The organism is Flavobacterium sp. (genome assembly GCF_044369455.1).
Taxonomy (GTDB): Bacteria; Bacteroidota; Bacteroidia; order Flavobacteriales; family Flavobacteriaceae; genus Flavobacterium.
In genome coordinates this window covers 1-19,205 of sequence record NZ_JBIPLW010000013.1, presented here as the reverse complement: position 1 = coordinate 19,205, position 19,205 = coordinate 1, and the positions used below count along the sequence as shown (strand labels likewise).

The window sequence follows — 19,205 nt, the reverse complement described above, 5'->3', positions numbered from 1 at the left end:
TGAGAAAGTTTGGGTGCATACCCTTTAAAATTATAGTATGGAAAAATTGTTTCATGAATTGCTTAGCGCAAATACCGCAAAGGAGGTAACAGATGTTTTAGAAACACTAATCGACGAATATAGTGTTGATTGGACTCCAGTCGGAGGCTACAAGGATAATATTGCAACCATCAATATAGGTACAGATCCTGCCGCTGGACTTGCAGAAAGGCTAACTAATGCCATAGATGCCGTGATGGAACTCGAATGGAAAATTCAAGGAGAACCAAATAATATAAATAGCCCAAGAATGGCTTCGCAAACCTGGTTCGATTTGGAGGAAGGACGCTTAAAAAATGTCGAAAATGCAAGCGATAAAAAAATACAAGAACTTGCAAAAAAAATAAAAGTAACGCTTAGAGATTCTGAACGAGAAAATTATCCAACAGTTGAAATCCGTGATCATGGTATTGGGGTTAAAGCTGACGATTTTTCAAAAACTATTTTAAGCCTTCATGGTCAGAATAAAATTTCAAAGTTGTTTTTGATGGGTGCTTACGGTCAAGGTGGATCGACAGCACTCTCATATAACAATTATACAATAATAATTTCTAAACCTGCTCTTGGAGAAGAAAACGTTAAAAACGAAATTAGTTGGACAATTGTGCGAATCAATCCTGGTAATGTTGACTCTGATAAATTGGAATGGTTTGAATACTGCATCAATAAAAGCACTGGTCAACCATTCAACTTAAAGGATTCAAAAGGTCTTTTTAATCATGGTACGTTAATACGACATATTGGAATGGACCTTGGAAAATATACTGCTAAAATTACGGGACCGACATCATCTCTGTGGTATTTAGCTCATCACTACTTATTTGACCCCGTCATACCAGTAACAATAAGTGGCGAGCGAAAAAAGGATTTGAATAATGGTAAGGTAGAAAACCGCAGTATTTTTGGTAATAACCGAAGATTGAGTAAAGGTGGGGGTGATGAAAAGAACTTAACTCAATATCAAAATGAGGTAAATCTAACTTTTAAAGATGGAAAAGTAAGAATCTACTACTGGGTCTTAACATTAGAAGGTTCAGATAAACCAATGGATAGAATAAAGAATTATTGTTTACCATCTCAGCCAATTATTATTACATTCAACGGACAAAAGCAAGGTACACTTCCAAGTTCTATTATTAAAGGGGATTTAAAGTTACCATTTATCGAAAAGTATTTAGTAGTGCAAATTGAATGTGACGGACTAGACAATGAATCCAAGAGACATTTATTCAGTAGTACTAGGGAATCATTAAGAGATACTTCTATTCTTGAAGAACTAAAAAAACTAACTATTGATACTCTAAAAGAGGATGATCAATTAAAATTATTAGATAAAGAGAGGAAAGACCGTTATCTTAAAAAGGATATAACTGAATCTCTAGATAAACTCAGAAAGAAACTTGCAAATAGAATAAACGTTTATTTTAAAGCAAACGGTGGCGGTACTGAAGTAAAAGCTTCCGAAACAAAGGAATCCGTTAAGACCAAAAAGCAGGTTCCAATTCCTTTTAGTGATCCACCAACTTTTTTAGAGATTACTACAGAAGAAGGCAAAGAAATATATATTGGAAAAACTTTTAGTATTAAATTCAAAACTGATGCTCATCCAAGTTATTTTAATAATCCAGACGCATTTTTGGCAGTAATTGAACCACATTCGTTTGGCAGTTTTACGGGGTCAGCAAGAGTTATTGATGGATATGGAATTGCATACTTTAAATGCAGAGAAGATGTGGAACCTGGAACAAAAGGAAATATTACCCTAGAGCTTCGCCCACCAAAACAAAAAACACTTAGTAGTAACTTAGAAGTTCAGGCTATAGAATTAGCTACAGATGGAGATTCAAAAAAAGGTGGTGATAAAAATATACCAAATATTCAAATTCATAATATTAACGAAGATGAGGCCTATTATAAAGAATCCGGTTGGAATTATGATACTGTAGCTGATGTAGACATTAGCAACGATTCTGTAGATATTTTTATAAATGACTCGAATAAACACTTGACAAAAATAATTACTCGCGCACAGCAATACAGCATGGAAGCTGTCGAGTCAATTAAAAATAGGTATAGAGAACATGTTGGGTTCTGTGCCTTTATGATAAGTCAAAACAAAATTGAAACAAGACTAAATAATGAAGACGGCAATCAAATTTCTCAAGAAAATATTGATGCAATAAAAAGTGCCGATTTAGCCAATGCCTGTGAAACAATTGTTGAGTTAATCAATGATTTTTTCCAAGTGATAATAACCGAAAATGTTGAGAATGACAATTGATCACCTACAAACACCATGGTCAATGCTCAGTGCCCGAGATTTTGATTCCTGGCATTCTATGTGCTCCTATTTAGGAGCTTTCCCTGCCCCCTTAGCAAATTACTTTATAAAGTACTTTTCAGATGAAGGCGAGCTCGTTTACGATCCTTTTTCAGGTAGAGGAACTACCGCATTGGAAGCTAGAATATTAAATAGAAATACTTTAGCAACAGATTTAAATCCAATTGCTCTTGCTCTTAGTGAGGCTAAAAACTATAATCTTAGTACAGAAGAAATCTTTACAAGAATTGATGAACTTGAAAGCAAATATGATTATGCATTATATCAACCAGAAGCAATTGCTCAATCTGATGAAATTCATTTAATTTTTCACCCAAAAACTTTAGCACAACTTTGTTATTTGCGGAGAAAATTATTGAAGTCAGAAAAACAAGTTGATAAATACCTAATTGGAATTACATTAGGAATTTTACATGGTGGAGAGCGAAAAGACACTACCTCTGCATATGCTTCGATAGATATGCCAAACACATTCAGCATGTCTCCTGAGTATGTAAGGAGATTTGTTCAAACAAATCAACTTAATAGATTTGAAAGAAATGTTTTCAGTTTATTAAAAGAAAAAACAACCAGAATGTTTAAAAAACATTTATCTTTAGGAGGTGAAGGTTTAATTATGAAGGCAGATGTCAAGTCGTTATCGAAATATGACGAGTTGCAGCCTTACAAAGATTCTGCAAGCTTAATATTGACCTCGCCACCCTATTTAGGGATTGTGAACTATGCTAAACAAAATTGGATTCGTTCGTGGTTTATGGATCAGGATCCAATTGCTGTGTCGGAAGAATTAGATGATGATTTAAATTTAGACGGATGGATTGAATTTTCTAAATTGGCAATTAAGGAACTGAAAGAATTTTTGAAGGAGGATGGTGTCGCAGTTTTTGTTATTGGTGATGTCGCGAAATCAAAAAATAGTGTTATTCCATTAGCAAGGGAATTTTGTTTAATGATTATGGAAAATAAAATCTTTAAAAATGTGTGGTGCATTAATGATGTCATTACTAGTACTGATAAAACAACCAGAATCTGGGGTGATAAAAAAGGAATTGCTACTTCTACGGACAGAATTGTAATACTATCGGATATAAATCCATTTGAAAAGTTTGAAAATAAACACAATATTGAGAAACTAAACATAGATTCTGTTATTGAGTTAACAAAATATTTTATAGGAGTTTAAAAAAATAAAAATTTATGTCTAAAGTCCTTGTAACATTCGATGAATCTTGGTACAATGAATTAAATTCGGTGGCATATTATGGTGAGACAGAATTTGAGAAAAATATTAAGCAACATTTGAAGCACATTTTTCCAGATTATATGGCTTTTAGCTATAAACAAACTGTTGCTGATGGACCTCAAAAAAACAGGGCAGATTTAGCTTTGATTAAAAATGATTATAAAGATTGGTGGATTATAGAAGTTGAACTTGGAACTGATAATTTTAACCATGTAAAACAACAGGTACAAACGTTTTTAAATGGTGATTATAATCCATTTATGATGATTAAGTACATTACTAGAAAAGTAAAAGAAGAGTGTAATATCGATATAGACCAAAAGCTTACAATCGACTTAATATCAAATAATGCACCAAAGGTATTAGTTATGGTTGACGAGCCAAAAATTGAATGGGCAAAAGAAATTGAAAAATTAGGTGGTGAAATTTTTATTTTTCAAGTGTTTAAAAATACTAAAGGATTTCATTTATATAGATTAGATGGCAAATATCCGATAGTTTCTGTAAGTGAAAGTCACTGTAAATATCACCCCTCAATACCAAACTTGCTTGAAATTCGTGATCCAACAGTTATCAAGGATATTGTTGATGAAGTTCAAATTCTTTTCAATCAAAAAATTACTTTGTGGCAAAAAGTAATTAATAAGGAGTCAACTTTTTTGAGGTTTACGGGATCTATAAATCCATTATCTGCTTCTTCTACATTTTATTTATATAAAGATACAATCGGTAATTTTCACTTTCAAATAAATTAAAATTATGAACTTTCAACTTGGACCAGAAATAATTACTTCTTATAAGAGATTATCTTATACCGCATGGTATGCATTAGCTGAATTTATTGATAATTCGACACAATCATACTTTAATAATGAAAGTATTCTTGAACCCGTTTTGAGAATTGAAGGGAAAAATTTAACCGTTAAAATAACATTTGCTACAGATTTAAATGGTGATTATATTTTGATAGAAGATAATTCAATTGGAATGTCGGCAGAGGAATTAGAAGATGCAGTTATTGTTGGTAAACCACCTAAAAACCAGGGAGGTAGATCAAAATATGGAATTGGTATGAAAACTGCTGCTTGTTGGTTTGGAGATATGTGGACTGTTCGAACAAAAAAGTTAGGTGAAGAATTTGAAGAATCAATAACTATTAATGTTGATGAAATTGCAAGTAGTCATTTAGATTTAAATCATCAAAGAATTAGTAAGCCTTTAGGGGAGCATTACACTACAATTGAGATTAGACATCTTAACAGAAAAATTATAAAAAGGACAGCTGGTCGAGTAAAGACCTATTTAAGTTCTATGTATAGGAGAGATTTTAATAATTATAATTTCGAACTTTATTTTCAAGGTAATAAGTTGGAATGGGATTATGACCTCATTCAAAATAGATTATTACTAACACCAGAGGGAGAAAGAGTATTACATAGTTTCAATTTTGAAATTGGGGATAAAACTGTTAAAGGCTGGGCAGGAGTAATGGAAAAAGGGAGCAGAATGGATGCTGGATTCACTATACTTCAATCAGATAGAGTTATTATAGGGTTTCCAGATTCTTATAGACCTGAAACTTTATTTGGCGGACAAGAAGGTGGCTCAAATGACCTTGTAAATCAAAGACTAGTAGGTGAAATTGAACTTGATGGCTTTGAGGTTAGTCATACTAAAGATGAAATATTGTATGAAGATCAGGACAAAGATGAATTAGAAGCAAAATTATTTGACGAATTAGCTGATTACAAAAGATTGGCACTTTCATATAGAAAATACCAGTCAGACGAAAGAAGCACCAAAGATGATGATTCTATGATTGCTTTAAATGAGTTTGAATCTGAAATTATTTCAGATGAATTTGATGATTTAATAACCAATTATGATGTTCCATCAGACGACCTATTAAAGGATTCGAATATTGCTGTACTTCAATCTGTAACTAAAAAAGTCGAACCTTCTTTAAAAGCAAAAATAAAGGATTTAACAATTTATATCTATTTGTCAGATGGTATGTCTCCAAATGACCCATATGTAATTATTGATTCAATAAGAACTAAAGAGTCTGTATATATCTTAATTAATAAAAATCATCCTCATTGGATGCAATTGAAAAATAAGGAATCAATTTTAAATTTTATCAGGCATTGTGTATATGATGCAGTCGCAGAATGGAAAACCTATTTTAAGATTGGAAAAATTGAACCAGATACAATTAAAGATTTCAAAGATAAATTGTTGAGAATTCCTTTTGAAATTGAAAAGCATAGCATTTAATTATCTTTTTTTGTTTTACTGATTGTCAATTAACCTTCTGGTTATATAGCTTTCATTGTAGATTTAAGTTTGATTGACATTTGGAAAGTTAGAAACAATACTTGAAATATTTTCAATAATGTATTGCCTAAAGCGCAGATTTATAATCCGTGAAACTTATAAACATCAAACTATTCATACACAGACTATAAATCTGCGTTAAATTTGTTTTATAAAACACATTCAAAAACCCCAATCACTTTTAAACTACTTAATTCATCATCTTCTAGTATAATATCTTCAAAAGAGGAATCATTTGATATCGGTTTTAAAGTTATTGATTGATGACTCCAAAAGTCTTGAGTAACTTCTTTTTTACTCCTATATTCTTTTACGGTGTATCCTGACCCAAAATCGGGGTCTTGAATACTTGTATGTTCTACTAAAACTATTTTTCCATCCCTTGAGCCACCAGTATATTTTCTAAACATACAAATGGAGCCATTTGGAATTATTTTGTTCATGGATTCACCGATAACTTTACATGCAAACCAATCATTTGAGGGCTTATAATTCTTTGGTAACGCAATCCACTCACAATCGGGTACTGTTTGCAATTCACTAAAATTACCAGCAGCAACTTTTAAATCATAAATGGGAATACTATTTACATAGGGGATAACTTCATCTTCTTGTAAAATCTGAGTTTCTTTTTCAGTTTTGAATTTAGGAATAAATTGAGAAAAATAGTCTCTTAAATCTTTATCACAAACATATACATAGGTTCCTCGAATTCCTCTTAATAGTATTGTTTTGTATATGTTTAAAATAAAATCTTTTAACTCTTCCGGGTCAACAATAGATTGTTTACCATTTACATCGTAATAATTTCCTTTTAGAATTTTAATTTCATTAGTTGCTTTATCATAAGTAATTTCATTGCCAAAAATTATCCCTGTATAATTCAAATCATATCCTTGAGTTGTATGAATACAACCTACTTCTTCTCTTGAGTTAACTGAGTTAACCCAATCAATATTAGTACTGTTCCATTTTAACCTTGTGCCTTCAATTTCAATGTCATAATCTTGCTTGGAATCTTTTTTATTGGTCATCCAAGGCCATGAATATCCTGCAACTAATCTGGATAAACCATTTTCTATATCTCTAGATTTAATTTCATTAACTATATCCTTAATAGAATCGAAAAGAATGAGTTCATATTCCTTAGAGTTGAATATAATGTTGGAATTAGTCAGTTTACATTTTAAAAGATTATCGATGTAATTAACATAATCATTTCCACCTCTTGACCTAAATTGAGATTTTAAATATTCTGTTTTGGTTAAACTATTCACTTTAAGTTTATCAAAATCTTCTTTTTTAACATCGGAAGGTTTTATGGATTGGTTTTCATCATAAAAATAGATAGCACTTTCGGATTGTTTCATAATCCAATCTAATTCATTGCAAGTGTGTTTATCTAAATTCAACTTTTCACAAACAACATCAAATGCTCTAAAGTAAGCTCCTAAATTAACACGACGTCTTAAACGATGTGACTCATCAACAATAACAATATCAAATGTATCATTAACAATTTCAGCAGGTCCAATCACCATATTGGCACTAAGTCCCTTAATGTTTTTAAATACTTTCTTTAATGTGCTTCTAAAGGATGACATTGGTACAACCAAAGCCATTTTAGGGTTTGGGTATTTCTTTTTTAGTTCAAAAACAATTTCCATGAATTCGAACTCATCATCTCCAAATTCATTAAAATTAAAATCGTCATTAGTTGTGTTAAGTAATTTAAATAGAAATATTGCTAAAATTGTTTTACCAGTTCCTGCGCCACCTTCAATAATAATATTTTTATAAGTATTATTTAAAAGGTTCTTCATTATAACCAGTAAACTACTTTTTTGTTCCGAGGTTAAGGTTTTATAGGGAGAATATTTGAATAAATCAGAATTGTCAATATAATCAATAGGATGCTTGGCTATACCAACTGTTCTTAAGCTATCCCAAATAGATTTGAAAATATCCCAATATTCTTTTTTTTGGTAATAATTATGATTGGCTAATCCAGTGTTTGCATTAATCAACTTATATTGGCCGTCACCAGAAATATATTTAATCAAATTGGACTCAATATCTAAAGTTGCCGATTTATTAAACTTTTCACTTGATATTAAATGAACTGCAGATAGTTTATTCTTTTTATTATTTTTTAAGTGACTACCCATTCTAGCAAAGGCATCAGCTGTTTCGCCTACATAGGCTTCATTTATGTTGCCATCACTCAATATATATACGATAGGCCATAAATCTTTAACATAATGGACTGTATTAAATTCATTAGCTAAACTTGAATCAAAATCATATCTTTTAATTGTGAAGATTTCGTTTTGACTCATAATTCGTTATATTTCTTAGCTGTTCCTTTTGCTTTATCTACAGGGTACTTTTCATTATTGCTTTTTATCTTTTCTAAGATAATTTCAAATACATCAAGATTATGCTTTTCAGCTAGTAAAAATGAGAAGGAAAGTATATCTGCAAGTTCTTCTTTTAAGCGGTCTATTTTAATGTTTTCAACATCATCTCCTTTTTTCCATAAGAAAAGCTCATTTAATTCAGCCGCTTCAAGAGCAATTGCTAAAGCTAAATTTTTAGAATCGTGAAATTGTTCCCATTCTCTATCATTTCTAAATTTAATTAGTTCATCTATTACTTGTTTGTACTTTTCCATTACGAATGATTTATCATTCAAACATACCAAATTTCCCATACATAAACAATCAACCGTTTGAGATTTTATCGGTTTAATGGCGCAAAAGCAAAGCTGCCATAAAAAATGCACCATAAAATGTATCATACTTTTCAGTAGCAATAAAAATGCACCATAAAATGTGTCATACTTTTCAGTAGCGATAAAAATGCACCATAAAATGTGTCATACTTTTTAGTAGCGATAAAAATGCACCATAAAATGTATCATACTTTTTAGTAGCGACAAAAATGTGCACAATAAATCCCCCTGTTTTTCCGTTTTAGTAATGTTGCACTTACCTTTTTATTGCTTATAAAATAGGGTACTAACCAATGATCTATGAGGAGAAAATCTCAGGAAATAAAGGACTTGCTGGGGTTTTCCCAGGAAGAAATGGCTCAACTTTTGAGGCTTCACCGCAGTACCGTGTCCCGTTTTGAGTTGGGCAACGGTAACATCCCTCACCATTCTAACGTACTGTTGGGCGCCATGCTCCACTACATCCAATCGCCGGAAGCTAAGGTTGAACTGCCCGCAGCGCTAGAAGAGCAGGAGGCAGAGCAGGCCGTAAGACTTCAAAAACTAATTAAAGAAAACGAGTACCAGTATGAGCGGCTTAGACGAAAGCTCAGCAAAACTCGGGCACTTTATTCGCATAACGAAAAAGCTATGAAGCTCCTCTATTTCTTGAGGGAACGTGCTAGCGAACTGCCCGAAGTGTCTCCCGATGTGTTGCGTCTTTTGGAGAAAAGGGTGAAAGCTTCGCTTAAAAAGCAGAGCAAGGCCGATGTGTTAGCCTTGGAATTACAGGTCGATTTGTTAGTGTACCAAAAAATGCTTTTGGAGCGAAAATTATTTGTTATGCGCGACAAGCGCAATGAGAATAAAGCATCATAACAATTTAATTGCTACGTTTTTGTTTGTTATTATGTTAAAATTTTAATAAATTATTCTTAAAATTGAATTTTAGGCACGGTGTTCGTCATTACGGTTTGCATTAGTAACATTAAAATTCAACACGAATGAATTATTCAATTTCAAGTTTAATGCAAGTCGCAGATTGTGACTCATTAGTAGCCTGGGCGGCTAGAGAAAAGGCCGACCTGAATTACAAGAAGATTACCATTGAGCGTGTGGCTCAAAAGTATGCCGAGACCTCGGTGGGATTGGATGCCGAAATCCAAGGAGTTATTGCGGAGATTGCCGCTACCGAAATCATTATTGCGGCATTACCCGAAGGACCTTCTCGGGAAACTGCAATGGACAAAAAAGTTACGCTCGAGTACCGAAAGTTTGTGCTAGAGAACCGTAAAGAGAATTACGGGACAGTAGCTTTGTTACAGAAAGAATCAGAATTGGGTCGAATAGACCAAGAATTGGCCGAAGTTGACGCCTTTATGGCGGCAGTAGAAGCAAGAAGACTGAGCATAGCAGCTTAAGTATGAGGAGCGCCCCCTGCGGGGGGCGCTTTTTTGTTTTTATTAAAAAATTAGAAAAAATAATATAAATTTAGTATCATGAATAGAGTAAACTATCTTCGGGATGCATTAGGATTAACACAAGAGCAGTTGGCAACTGCATTAGATATCACAACCGATGCCCTTTCAATGCACGAAAGCGGACACTATGAATCATATAATCCTAATTCTTCATCTGACTTCATAATTTGCATAAGCAATTGCTCCTGTTTCAGTTTCATTTCTTTCTTAAATTTCATTACATCCTCAAATTTAACGCGTCGATGTCTGCCGACCATGGTAAAAGGAATTGTTCCTTCCTCGAGCAATTTCACTAAGTGAGGTCTGGAACAACCAACTAATTCCGCAGCCGATTGCGTAGTCATTTCGATAGCTATGGGAACTATAGAGATTGGTTGGCCCTGACTTGTAGCTTTTAATATTTTTGCTAAAAGCTTTAGGGCAGTTAAGGGTATTTTTATTTTTTGGGCAGTTTCTTCAATTTCAATTTCTGGATTTTCCGAATGTAAATCTTCCAAGGTAGCCGTTAATGCAGTATAGGAATCCATAGCTGCTAGTTGCTCTTTTTTAGAAGGTTTTTTCAGGTCATTAAAATAGTCCATTTTATATTCATGTTTAGTTCATGCAAATATAAACGAAATAAACGAAACGGAATTACATTGCTATGTTAATTTTTTTTTATTGACGGAGGAAAAAATTTGACCCGAGCGTAGCCAACTAGTAAAGCCATTGTTTGGAGCGCAGCGAAAAAAAAATCAGAAATCAAAAATCATTAACCGCATTTGCATTTACACCAAGGACGTCTAGTCCATCACCGGAAAAAGCGAAAGACAAGCGTAGGAAATCATTAAACAAATCCGCAACCTAAACAACAAGGAAAAACACCAGCCCGCCACCATCCACGATTTATGCCGCTATTTGGGCATTGATCCGGGAAACATTAACCCATTAAAATAGATATTGGTAATGAGAGAAAGCTACTTTTAGGTTATGGTATTAAAAAAGCGCGGAGTTCCGCGCTTTTTTTGAAAAGTTTGCCTGAAAGGGTGGCTTTTTTTTTGTTTTTATTATGTTTCTAGTGTGACTTTAAAGTTTGAATCATTAAAACAATCCATAGGCCTTGCTGCTTTGGGATTATTTTAAATTAATGAATTTAAAGTCTCACTTTCAAAGCTACTATAACATATTCCTGTTCTTTAAGTCCTTTAAGCGGATTAGAGCCTTTATTATAACTCGCCCCTAAAATAGCTGATTTCTTCCTATTACTTAAAATAGTAAAATTAGCCCCAGTCTCTATCAACTTTGTATTCCTCTCTTCTTTACTGATACTATTAATTAAGTCATATCTTTCATGAATATTAAAAAATAATTCTAGTTTTGAATTCAATGTATTGGCAAGTGGATAAAGCCCGACAAACAGATTTCCTACCCCCCTCATTATAAAACCCTTATTTGTTTCAATTGGTGCATTAATAACATATTCATTTTCGAGGCTAATGCTAGGGGAATATTGAAATGCAAATTCCTTACAAAGGGTTATATTGTTATGAGGTATTATTTTACCTAACCAGGAATGAGTATTGTAAAATTTTGTAAAATCTGCTACTAATTGTGCTGAATGTAACGTATCAATATCATTATAATTGTATTTAGCAGTTACATTAAATATAGATCTATGACTATTTTTTCGGGTGGCGTCAAGACTGAAAGTTGCGTTGGTAAATAATTCGTATGAAAAGCCAGTTTGAAAGCTGTTCTGTTCTTTATCTATTAGTGTATTCCTATGATATTCAGCAAAAAGAGTATACGATTTAGTGTCACTGTTATTAAAATCATAACCTAATGCTAAATCAACAAGGTAGGATTCTTTGCCATCATTAGGTTTAGTATAACTAAATTCTGCTGGTTCAGCCTTTGTTTCTCCACTATCAAATGATTGCCGTATCTTGAATTGTGAATGGGCTAATGAAGTAAAAAGGAAACAAATAGTTATTTGAATATATTTTCTTTTCATCATTATTCAGTTTTTGTCATTATTAAAATTACACAATCTTGAACGGTATCTTGCTCTTCGCACTCATTAGCATTAATTACAACCCCTGCTTTAAATTTTTGGGCAATGAAAGTAAATACGGTAGCTAATGATCTAATTTGAGTGGAAGACATACGTAAATCAAGAATGAGGTCAGCTTCATCACTTATTTCAGGAACAGGAATTCCCCTTAATCTTGAAATTGCACTTTTTACAAGGTATTTTATGACTTCCTCTTTTTCAGGCGAAGTTTGATTTGCGATAGGTTTGTCATTAATTCTAAAGGAATTTTTAGAGTGTTCACTTTTATATTCCTTCGCATATTCAGTAAGGAATTTTGCTATTAACTTTTTTGCGTCCTTTTTACTTTCGTCGCTTAATAACTTTATTTTTCTATTATTTCTTCTTTCCTTGTTTCTATGATAGGGTGTGAATAATCGGATTTCAGTTCCATTTATTTCTTTTAACTGACCACTCCATACTAGTTGGTATAATGTTTTCAAATCATCTATATCACTATCAGTCAATTTACTTTTATCACCATAGTTCATAATTGAAAATGGATTATCTGAACCAAATAATTCACTTTTCCATTCTTTTTCAGATATATTAGCAAAAAAATGGCGTAGTCCGAAAATATGCCCAATTTCATGCTCTATTGTTTCTACTTGTTCTTCACGGCTTTGCTTGAACATTGTAGGATAGATATAAAATGTATTTTGACCTGGACTAGGAAAAAAAGCTGATGCTAAAACACATCCTGAAGGATTACAGTCTTGCTGATGCATTGCAATCTCAAAATCCCATACATCATTATCTTCATGAAATTTTATTGGACAAGCATCTTTCCATGCTAAAATAGCTTCTCCAAAAAGACCTCTTATACCCGCTTTAGCCACATCAGGATTTTTAAAATAACTACCAAATGATTTTTCAAATCTCCAATTTAAAGTAACACCTTGTTCCCAAAGAGGTATAAAGCCATTTGAGGCATCCACCCTAATTTCTTTCAAGTCCCTATTTTTTGGTAGAGCATAACCTTTAGAATCAGTTACGCAAATAACATGGTTATTATAAATATGCAACTGCTCTTCGATTGGTAAAAAAGAAGTTGTTTGTAATTCAAAATCAGTGTTTATTTTTTTTGTTGTTTTCATAATTTTTAGTTTTTAGTTTATAATTGGTTTTTATTTACTTCCTGCAATTTTATTTACTGCATACGGAACAACTCCTAATCCTAATGCTAAAAGTACGTTGGTAACAGATGACATGTCTAGGTATACATCCTTAGTTAAATAGTTGTACATCCAAAACGAACAGAGGCAAGATCCTAAGCCCACGGATATCAATCCGGAGATAAAGGCAATCAAGCGGCTAGTGCTTTTGGGTTGAATGGTTTTAGGAACGTATGGTGTTGAGTTTATGGGAGTAGCAGGAACTTGATCCTGGATTGCACCAGTCGAAGCTGGTTTTGGTGGTTCATTGAGTGCTGGGTTGTCTTCCGATACTTCTATAGTTGTATTTTCTTTTAAGGCATCACCAATTTTATAAGCTTCTTTATTGAGCTTCCAAAAAATAACAACCAATATTACTATAAAGGTTATTATAGGCATAAAAGCCAATAATTGCTCCAAGCCAAATAGTTCACATTTTTGGCAAGGCGGTAATTCGGTGCTGGCAGTTATTACTTTAGGTGTTAGCAGGAATACTAAGGGTATCATAATTTTTTTCATAATATTTTATTTAGAGTTTGACATTCCAAAACTACTCCCAATACGAATTGCAATACTTCGGTAAATACCCTAAGCTGTATGGGTATTTTACCTAATCATTAAATTTTCAATGCTTTAAGGGATTGTAAGAAAAAAAGTGATATTTTAGCTTGTAACTCGAGTATTAGGGTAAACACCCCAACGATTTAGGGTTTTACCCCAGTCTGCTTACTTAGGTTATGAGGAACTTTGAAATAGAAAATAATAACCTTAATGTTTATAAATTATGAAAGAATTGAAAGTAAAAAACTTGAATAAAAAGTGTGAAGAGTTTTTTAAAGATTATCCTGAATTTTCGAGTGTAAGTACTCAGGTTCTCTGGTTAAGAAGCCATGTCCTTGATGATATTGATCCCGAGTTGTACGGATGCATTTTAAATAGGCATCAAATTACAAAAGATACTCATGAAGACTTAATAGCGAATTATTGGGGGGAGGAACGACCTGTATATACTGAAATAAAAATACAGAGCATTAAAAACGACTATTTTAGTTTTCCTATAAATTACGATTTTTTTATTTCTTTCCCATTGGATATGAATAAAAAAATTTCTCATCATCTGGTAGGTAATTTTACACTCAAACCCTCATGCTATTCCTTACCTTTTATGGAAGCAATATATAGAAAATATAAAAAAACCGCCATATTGGTTTTTACCATGGGTCGCCATTATGATAAGGATTGTTTGGTATTTTCTATTAAGGGAAGCACTGAAAGCTATTATGACTTTTCTCAAATCCCGCCTCTATATCCACCTGAAGAACCACTTGCTGTATAAAAACAGTTTTGGTCTTTGTAAACGAATGGGGGTAAAACCCTAATAAATCAGTGTTTTACCCCAGTATGCAATCTTTTGTTATAAGGAACTTTGTAGAAATAAATTGTAACCTTTAAATTCTTAAATCATGAAAAAAATTTTATTTATGTTTTCAGTTCTCCTTGTAGTAACAGGATGTGAAAAAAAAGCACCAAAAATAGAAACAAAGCAAGAAAACTCAAAACAAAACAAGCAAACAGAAAATTTAGATTTCTTTGCTATGCAAAAACTCGTTAGTGGTAATAGTTGTGAAAAGCACTTAATAATTATTGCAAAAGACAAATTTTCAAATAATGCACTGGAAGCTCAGACACTATATGATAATTTTCGATCGGATTATAAAGATTATTTATCAACATCAACTATTGGAAAATCATGTGGGTCTGAATATTCATATTTCAATGTATTAAAATATGTCAATAAAAATAAAGATTTCACAAAAAAAATGTTATCGCAGTGGCTTTATAATAATGGAAAATATATATGTTTCCTTGATACATATCCACTTATTGAATGTGTTCATAAGATTGATGATACTGCAACGCTTAACAAAATTGATGCTATTTTGGATGGTGAAGTTGTTAAATATTCGCTCACTTTTAATCAAATAAAATCAATGATTATTGCTAAAGGGGGTAAATATGAAGATGATAAATATGAATATTATTTAAATTTTGAAATAGACTGGGATGATAAGATTGCTTTTAATCTGAGTCGTACATTTAAACCAGTTGGCGATTATTATTCAATTCCATTTATAAGAAGTATTTATGAGGTTAATTCTACTAATCTTGCTGCAAAAATGGATACTCCTTTGGAATTTTTTAATTTTCCATTATTTTCCAATGCTGAACAAATCATTTTCCGTATCAAGTTAGATAGTGGCAGATATGTTTATTATGATTTTTCTCAAATTCCACCTTTAATGACAGGACCAGATACATATTATAATTTTTCTCCTCTATAAAATTATTTTTACTAAATTCACTCTGCCATATACAAAAGTAGAGTGAATTTATGATTCAAGAAATACTGCCTTATTTAAATTTTACGCAGCTAATTGTTGTACTAACATTTGGATATTTTCTGATATACTATAATGGAAAGGAAATTATCCAAAGACTACTACTTTTAATTCTTTGTTTGGCTTTATTTGCGGAAGTATTGAATTTGTTTTTGTTAGTAGTTAACAAAGAAATTTACATTGGCTTTGTTTATTCTGTATCGGCTTTGTTATTTAATAGTTTATGGCTTTTGTTATCGAGTAAAATCTTTGAACGAGATTATGTTTTGAAATTGTTAGCAAGCTATGTTGTTTTAGCTTTAGTCAATTTGTTTTTTTACGAAGGGTTAAAGTATTTTAACCATTTTACTTTTATTATAGGGGCGATGATGTATGTAGCCATTTTTATTAAAGAAAGTTTTTTTCATTTAAAAGGAGAGAATTTAACTTTTTTTCATTCAAATAGCTACTTGCTCTTGTTTTGCCCTATTGTATTTATGCTGGGTTATAGTATCCTTAGTAGTTTTAACAACAGAATTATAAATTCAACTATAGTTTTTCACGGTATTGCTCTCTATGACATTATTGGCTATTTCATCAATTTTATTTATTATTCGTTGCTTATAGTGTTTTGTTATCGTGAAAGTAAAATAGAGAAAAAAGAATATAAATAAGCTATGTCTAATGAAGAAATAATTTCAGCAATACTAATATCAATAGCCATTGTGGTATTGGTAGTGTTCTTTTGTGTTTTACTAATCAAACTCTACATCAAAAAAATAAAAGAGCATAACATTAAAGAGTTGGCATTTCAAAAAACGCTTACCACAACCATCATCGAAACCCAAGAGCAAGTGCTCGAAAACATTTCTAAAGATTTACACGACGACACCGGGCAGCAGCTCACCGTGATTAATTTTCAGTTAGAGAATTTAAAACTCGATAGGCCAGAACGTCAAGCGGATTTGGCACCTTTGTCTGATTCTATCCGCAAGTTATCCGATTCTATTCGTGGAATAAGCCATTCCTTAAACAATCAACTGATTATGCAACAAGATTTGCTCAAAGCTATTGCTACCGAAATGGAACGCTTGCAAAAAAACACGAAAATAGCCATTAGTTTTGTGTTACAACCAACATCAAAACGAGCGTTTTCTTCAGAGGAGAAAATCATTATTTACCGCATTTTTCAGGAGAGTTTAAATAATGCCATGAAGCATGCACGGGCAACCAGTATTTCGTTAACGGTGCAACTGCAACCTTGTTTTGAAATGGTTATCTCTGATAACGGACAAGGTTTTGATACCCAAGCAATCCAACAAAAGCGATCCTTGGGACTGACCAATTTAAAAGCGCGTGCCGAAAGTATTCAGTACTCGGTTACCATCAAATCATCGCCCGGAAACGGAACCATCATTACGCTTTTAGACACTAAAACAACATAACTATGGAACCCATCACTATTTGCATCATAGACGATCACGCCATTGTACGCCATGGCTTAAAAGAACTGTTATCCAAAATGGGTAACTATAAAGTGATACACGAGTTTGACAATGGCGATGAGTTCTTAGCCGCGTTGCCGCTAAACCCAGCTCCGAATATTTATATTCTCGATTATTCGATGCCTAATAAAAACGGTGTAGAAGTGCTACAAGATTTGGAAGCACGAGAAGAAGAGCTTAGAGTATTATTGTTGACCCAACATTTTGATGAACAAATTATTAATGCGGCGTACCACCATGGTGCGAGAGGGTTTTTGCATAAAAACTGTACGGCACATGATTTGAAATTTGCCATTGACAACATCATCAAAATAGGATATAACAATGTTTCCGAAATCCTAAAACGCATCCGTAATTATGACGTATCAGGAGAAACTAAAAAAGAAGCCGTTGCCTTAAATGCAAGAGAATTAGAGTTTCTGAAACTCGTTTGTGACGAACGAGAGCTTACCTACGAACAAATGGCAGATGCCATGAACCTTTCGATTAAATCAATAGAAACCTATAGAGCTGCCTTGTTTGATCGGTTTAACATTAAATCTAAAGTTGGACTGGTCTTATTTTCTTTTAAATACAGATTGACTGAGCCATTTTTATAATTTTTAACTTGACTAGGTTAACATGATGCTTGCTTAGTCAGCATGACAATTTTGTAAATAAAAAATGGGGGCTCCAAACTAGTAAAGCCCATTACGTAAAAAAGGATATTATTTTATTTTTTTAGATACTATTTGATTCGTCAATTGGTATTTTTTTCAAACCTGACAGGTTTTAAGAACCTGTCAGGTTTAGTTATTTTAGAACCTTTACATCCGAGCGATGCTAACAGACGAAGTACAAGCACGCTTTTGATTATAGAATTTACAGCGTCATTTTATGTTTATGCGGTGATTTTATTTCGTATTTACCGCAAAAATCCGGTGTTATGGTTACCCATTTAAAAAAAGCTGACATGAATTCAAGTGGGATGCAGCAATAATTACGCCTTTACTTGGACGGGTTAGGCATAGACAAGGAAAAATACTTCGTAACGAGTAGCACTTTGATACTTCGACCCTTCGACAGGCTCAGGGCATGCTCAGCAAAGGCGAGGCTCAGTGTGACCGCTTTTGGATATGGGTTTTTGTTGAAAAGTAAAAGCGCGGAGGGTTCCGCGCTTTTTTTATGGATTAATTGAAAATTTTTAAACACGTTAAATCAAATTTTCAACGGTCGCGTCTGGAGCATTATGCTGCACAGATTCAATGCCGTTATCACGGGCAGCGGTACTCTCATACATTTCACTACTGCCGATAATATGACCGTTAGTTGAAATTAAGTTAAAATAGGCTTTTCCGTTAGTAGCAGTTTTTCGGTCAAATTGCGCATCATCAGCACTATTTTTTCTCACGGATTCAATACCGTTCTCACAACCTGCTTTGGTCGCATAACCTTGGCTCGTTAAAATAACCTGTCCGTTAACGGCTTTAAGATTGAACTGAAAGTCACCATTCGTTCTTTTAGTAATCACAAATTTTCCCATGGTAAATAGTTTTAAAGGTTTTCAATAGTGAAATGACTCACACAAAGTTAGACAACTATTCTTTTTGAGTTATAATTTTATCTTTAAAATTTAGTAAACAAATAGTTAAAAAGCCTTTTCGCAAACGCAATTTTACGCTCCGTGTGACAGCTTTATATAAATCCAATGAGTACAACATTGTCAGTCTGAGCTTCGCCTGTGCTGACTTAGGAAGTGTCGAAGACCTTTGTTAAAGAACTGTTTGTTGTTAGTAATCGTCAAACCTGACAGGTTTTTAAAACCTTTCAGGTTTAGATTGAAAAGCAAATAAAAAGCTGGACTAGAGTAAAAAAAGAAGCGTTAATTAAAGAAGATTGGGACAAACTAGTTTTGTGTTCTAAAAATTACACACAGTTTGGTAAATGGTCTTCTACTGATTAAG

General features: G+C 32.8%; 18 protein-coding genes and 1 pseudogene. 12 read left to right on the top strand and 7 right to left on the bottom strand.

The genetic code is table 11. The features are described 5' to 3' along the window. Nucleotides 1–37: 37 nt before the first annotated feature. From ACIQ2L_RS11510 to ACIQ2L_RS11495, 4 genes are read left to right on the top strand one after another with little or no spacing between them, the layout of a single operon-like run. Nucleotides 38–2,320: a hypothetical protein gene (locus tag ACIQ2L_RS11510; protein WP_396158918.1), complete on the top strand. Its 2,283-nt coding sequence runs from the start codon at nucleotides 38–40 to the stop codon at nucleotides 2,318–2,320. Continuing rightward, nucleotides 2,310–3,563 (top strand): DNA methyltransferase, encoded by a 1,254-nt coding sequence (locus ACIQ2L_RS11505; protein WP_396158916.1) that lies wholly within the window; start codon nucleotides 2,310–2,312, stop codon nucleotides 3,561–3,563. Before ACIQ2L_RS11510 ends, ACIQ2L_RS11505 begins: the two co-directional genes overlap by 11 nt. Before the next feature lie 14 nt (nucleotides 3,564–3,577). Further along, the gene (locus ACIQ2L_RS11500) at nucleotides 3,578–4,378 is read left to right on the top strand and encodes a hypothetical protein (RefSeq protein WP_396158914.1); all 801 of its coding nucleotides are present in this window, start codon (nucleotides 3,578–3,580) and stop codon (nucleotides 4,376–4,378) included. A gap of 4 nt (nucleotides 4,379–4,382) precedes the next feature. Further along, nucleotides 4,383–5,900, top strand: a complete 1,518-nt coding sequence (locus ACIQ2L_RS11495) for an ATP-binding protein (RefSeq protein ID WP_396158912.1) — start codon at nucleotides 4,383–4,385, stop codon at nucleotides 5,898–5,900. 209 nt (nucleotides 5,901–6,109) lie between these two features. Here the strand turns inward: ACIQ2L_RS11495 and ACIQ2L_RS11490 are convergent, their stop codons facing one another. Beyond that, nucleotides 6,110–8,299: a DNA/RNA helicase domain-containing protein gene (locus tag ACIQ2L_RS11490; RefSeq protein WP_396158910.1), complete on the bottom strand. Its 2,190-nt coding sequence runs from the start codon at nucleotides 8,297–8,299 to the stop codon at nucleotides 6,110–6,112. After that, entirely contained in the window at nucleotides 8,296–8,634 is a 339-nt protein-coding gene (locus tag ACIQ2L_RS11485) for a MazG-like family protein (protein WP_396158908.1), read from the bottom strand. The genes ACIQ2L_RS11490 and ACIQ2L_RS11485 overlap by 4 nt, the downstream gene beginning before the upstream one ends. Before the next feature lie 360 nt (nucleotides 8,635–8,994). On the opposite strand from ACIQ2L_RS11485, the gene ACIQ2L_RS11480 reads away from it, so the two are divergent. The 3 genes and pseudogenes from ACIQ2L_RS11480 to ACIQ2L_RS11470 all read left to right on the top strand — a co-directional run. Then, nucleotides 8,995–9,552: a helix-turn-helix domain-containing protein gene (locus ACIQ2L_RS11480; protein ID WP_396158906.1), complete on the top strand. Its 558-nt coding sequence runs from the start codon at nucleotides 8,995–8,997 to the stop codon at nucleotides 9,550–9,552. 125 nt (nucleotides 9,553–9,677) lie between these two features. After that, a complete protein-coding gene (locus tag ACIQ2L_RS11475; RefSeq protein WP_396158904.1) occupies nucleotides 9,678–10,094 on the top strand; it encodes a hypothetical protein in 417 nt (138 codons plus the stop codon). A gap of 78 nt (nucleotides 10,095–10,172) precedes the next feature. After that, nucleotides 10,173–10,238: pseudogene (locus ACIQ2L_RS11470) on the top strand (hypothetical protein); the annotation flags it as partial. 41 nt (nucleotides 10,239–10,279) lie between these two features. Here the strand turns inward: ACIQ2L_RS11470 and ACIQ2L_RS11465 are convergent. The 4 genes from ACIQ2L_RS11465 to ACIQ2L_RS11450 all read right to left on the bottom strand — a co-directional run bounded on the left by ACIQ2L_RS11465 (nucleotide 10,280) and on the right by ACIQ2L_RS11450 (nucleotide 13,898). Beyond that, nucleotides 10,280–10,735: a helix-turn-helix domain-containing protein gene (locus ACIQ2L_RS11465; protein ID WP_396158902.1), complete on the bottom strand. Its 456-nt coding sequence runs from the start codon at nucleotides 10,733–10,735 to the stop codon at nucleotides 10,280–10,282. A gap of 551 nt (nucleotides 10,736–11,286) precedes the next feature. Then, on the bottom strand, nucleotides 11,287–12,150 hold the full coding sequence (locus tag ACIQ2L_RS11460) for a hypothetical protein (protein WP_396158900.1): 864 nt from the start codon (nucleotides 12,148–12,150) through the stop codon (nucleotides 11,287–11,289). Then, on the bottom strand, nucleotides 12,150–13,322 hold the full coding sequence (locus ACIQ2L_RS11455; RefSeq protein ID WP_396158898.1) for a matrixin family metalloprotease: 1,173 nt from the start codon (nucleotides 13,320–13,322) through the stop codon (nucleotides 12,150–12,152). Before ACIQ2L_RS11455 ends, ACIQ2L_RS11460 begins: the two co-directional genes overlap by 1 nt. Nucleotides 13,323–13,352: 30 nt before the next feature. Further along, on the bottom strand, nucleotides 13,353–13,898 hold the full coding sequence (locus tag ACIQ2L_RS11450) for a hypothetical protein (protein ID WP_396158896.1): 546 nt from the start codon (nucleotides 13,896–13,898) through the stop codon (nucleotides 13,353–13,355). 265 nt (nucleotides 13,899–14,163) lie between these two features. Between ACIQ2L_RS11450 and ACIQ2L_RS11445 the strand changes: the two genes are divergently transcribed. The 5 genes from ACIQ2L_RS11445 (at nucleotide 14,164) to ACIQ2L_RS11425 (ending at nucleotide 17,861) form a co-directional block, all read left to right on the top strand. Further along, nucleotides 14,164–14,715 carry a hypothetical protein gene (locus ACIQ2L_RS11445; RefSeq protein ID WP_396158894.1) on the top strand — a complete coding sequence of 184 codons (552 nt, stop codon included), beginning with the start codon at nucleotides 14,164–14,166 and terminating at the stop codon, nucleotides 14,713–14,715. 127 nt (nucleotides 14,716–14,842) lie between these two features. Next, nucleotides 14,843–15,721 (top strand): hypothetical protein, encoded by an 879-nt coding sequence (locus ACIQ2L_RS11440; protein ID WP_396158892.1) that lies wholly within the window; start codon nucleotides 14,843–14,845, stop codon nucleotides 15,719–15,721. Nucleotides 15,722–15,771: 50 nt separating this feature from the next. Next, on the top strand, nucleotides 15,772–16,431 hold the full coding sequence (locus ACIQ2L_RS11435; protein WP_396158890.1) for a hypothetical protein: 660 nt from the start codon (nucleotides 15,772–15,774) through the stop codon (nucleotides 16,429–16,431). 3 nt (nucleotides 16,432–16,434) lie between these two features. Next, nucleotides 16,435–17,202 carry a sensor histidine kinase gene (locus ACIQ2L_RS11430; protein ID WP_396158888.1) on the top strand — a complete coding sequence of 256 codons (768 nt, stop codon included), beginning with the start codon at nucleotides 16,435–16,437 and terminating at the stop codon, nucleotides 17,200–17,202. Nucleotides 17,203–17,204: 2 nt separating this feature from the next. Beyond that, nucleotides 17,205–17,861, top strand: a complete 657-nt coding sequence (locus ACIQ2L_RS11425; RefSeq protein ID WP_396158886.1) for a response regulator — start codon at nucleotides 17,205–17,207, stop codon at nucleotides 17,859–17,861. A 593-nt stretch (nucleotides 17,862–18,454) separates the two neighbouring features. Here the strand turns inward: ACIQ2L_RS11425 and ACIQ2L_RS11420 are convergent. After that, on the bottom strand, nucleotides 18,455–18,784 hold the full coding sequence (locus ACIQ2L_RS11420; protein ID WP_396158884.1) for a YegP family protein: 330 nt from the start codon (nucleotides 18,782–18,784) through the stop codon (nucleotides 18,455–18,457). Between the last annotated feature and the right edge of the window lie 421 nt (nucleotides 18,785–19,205).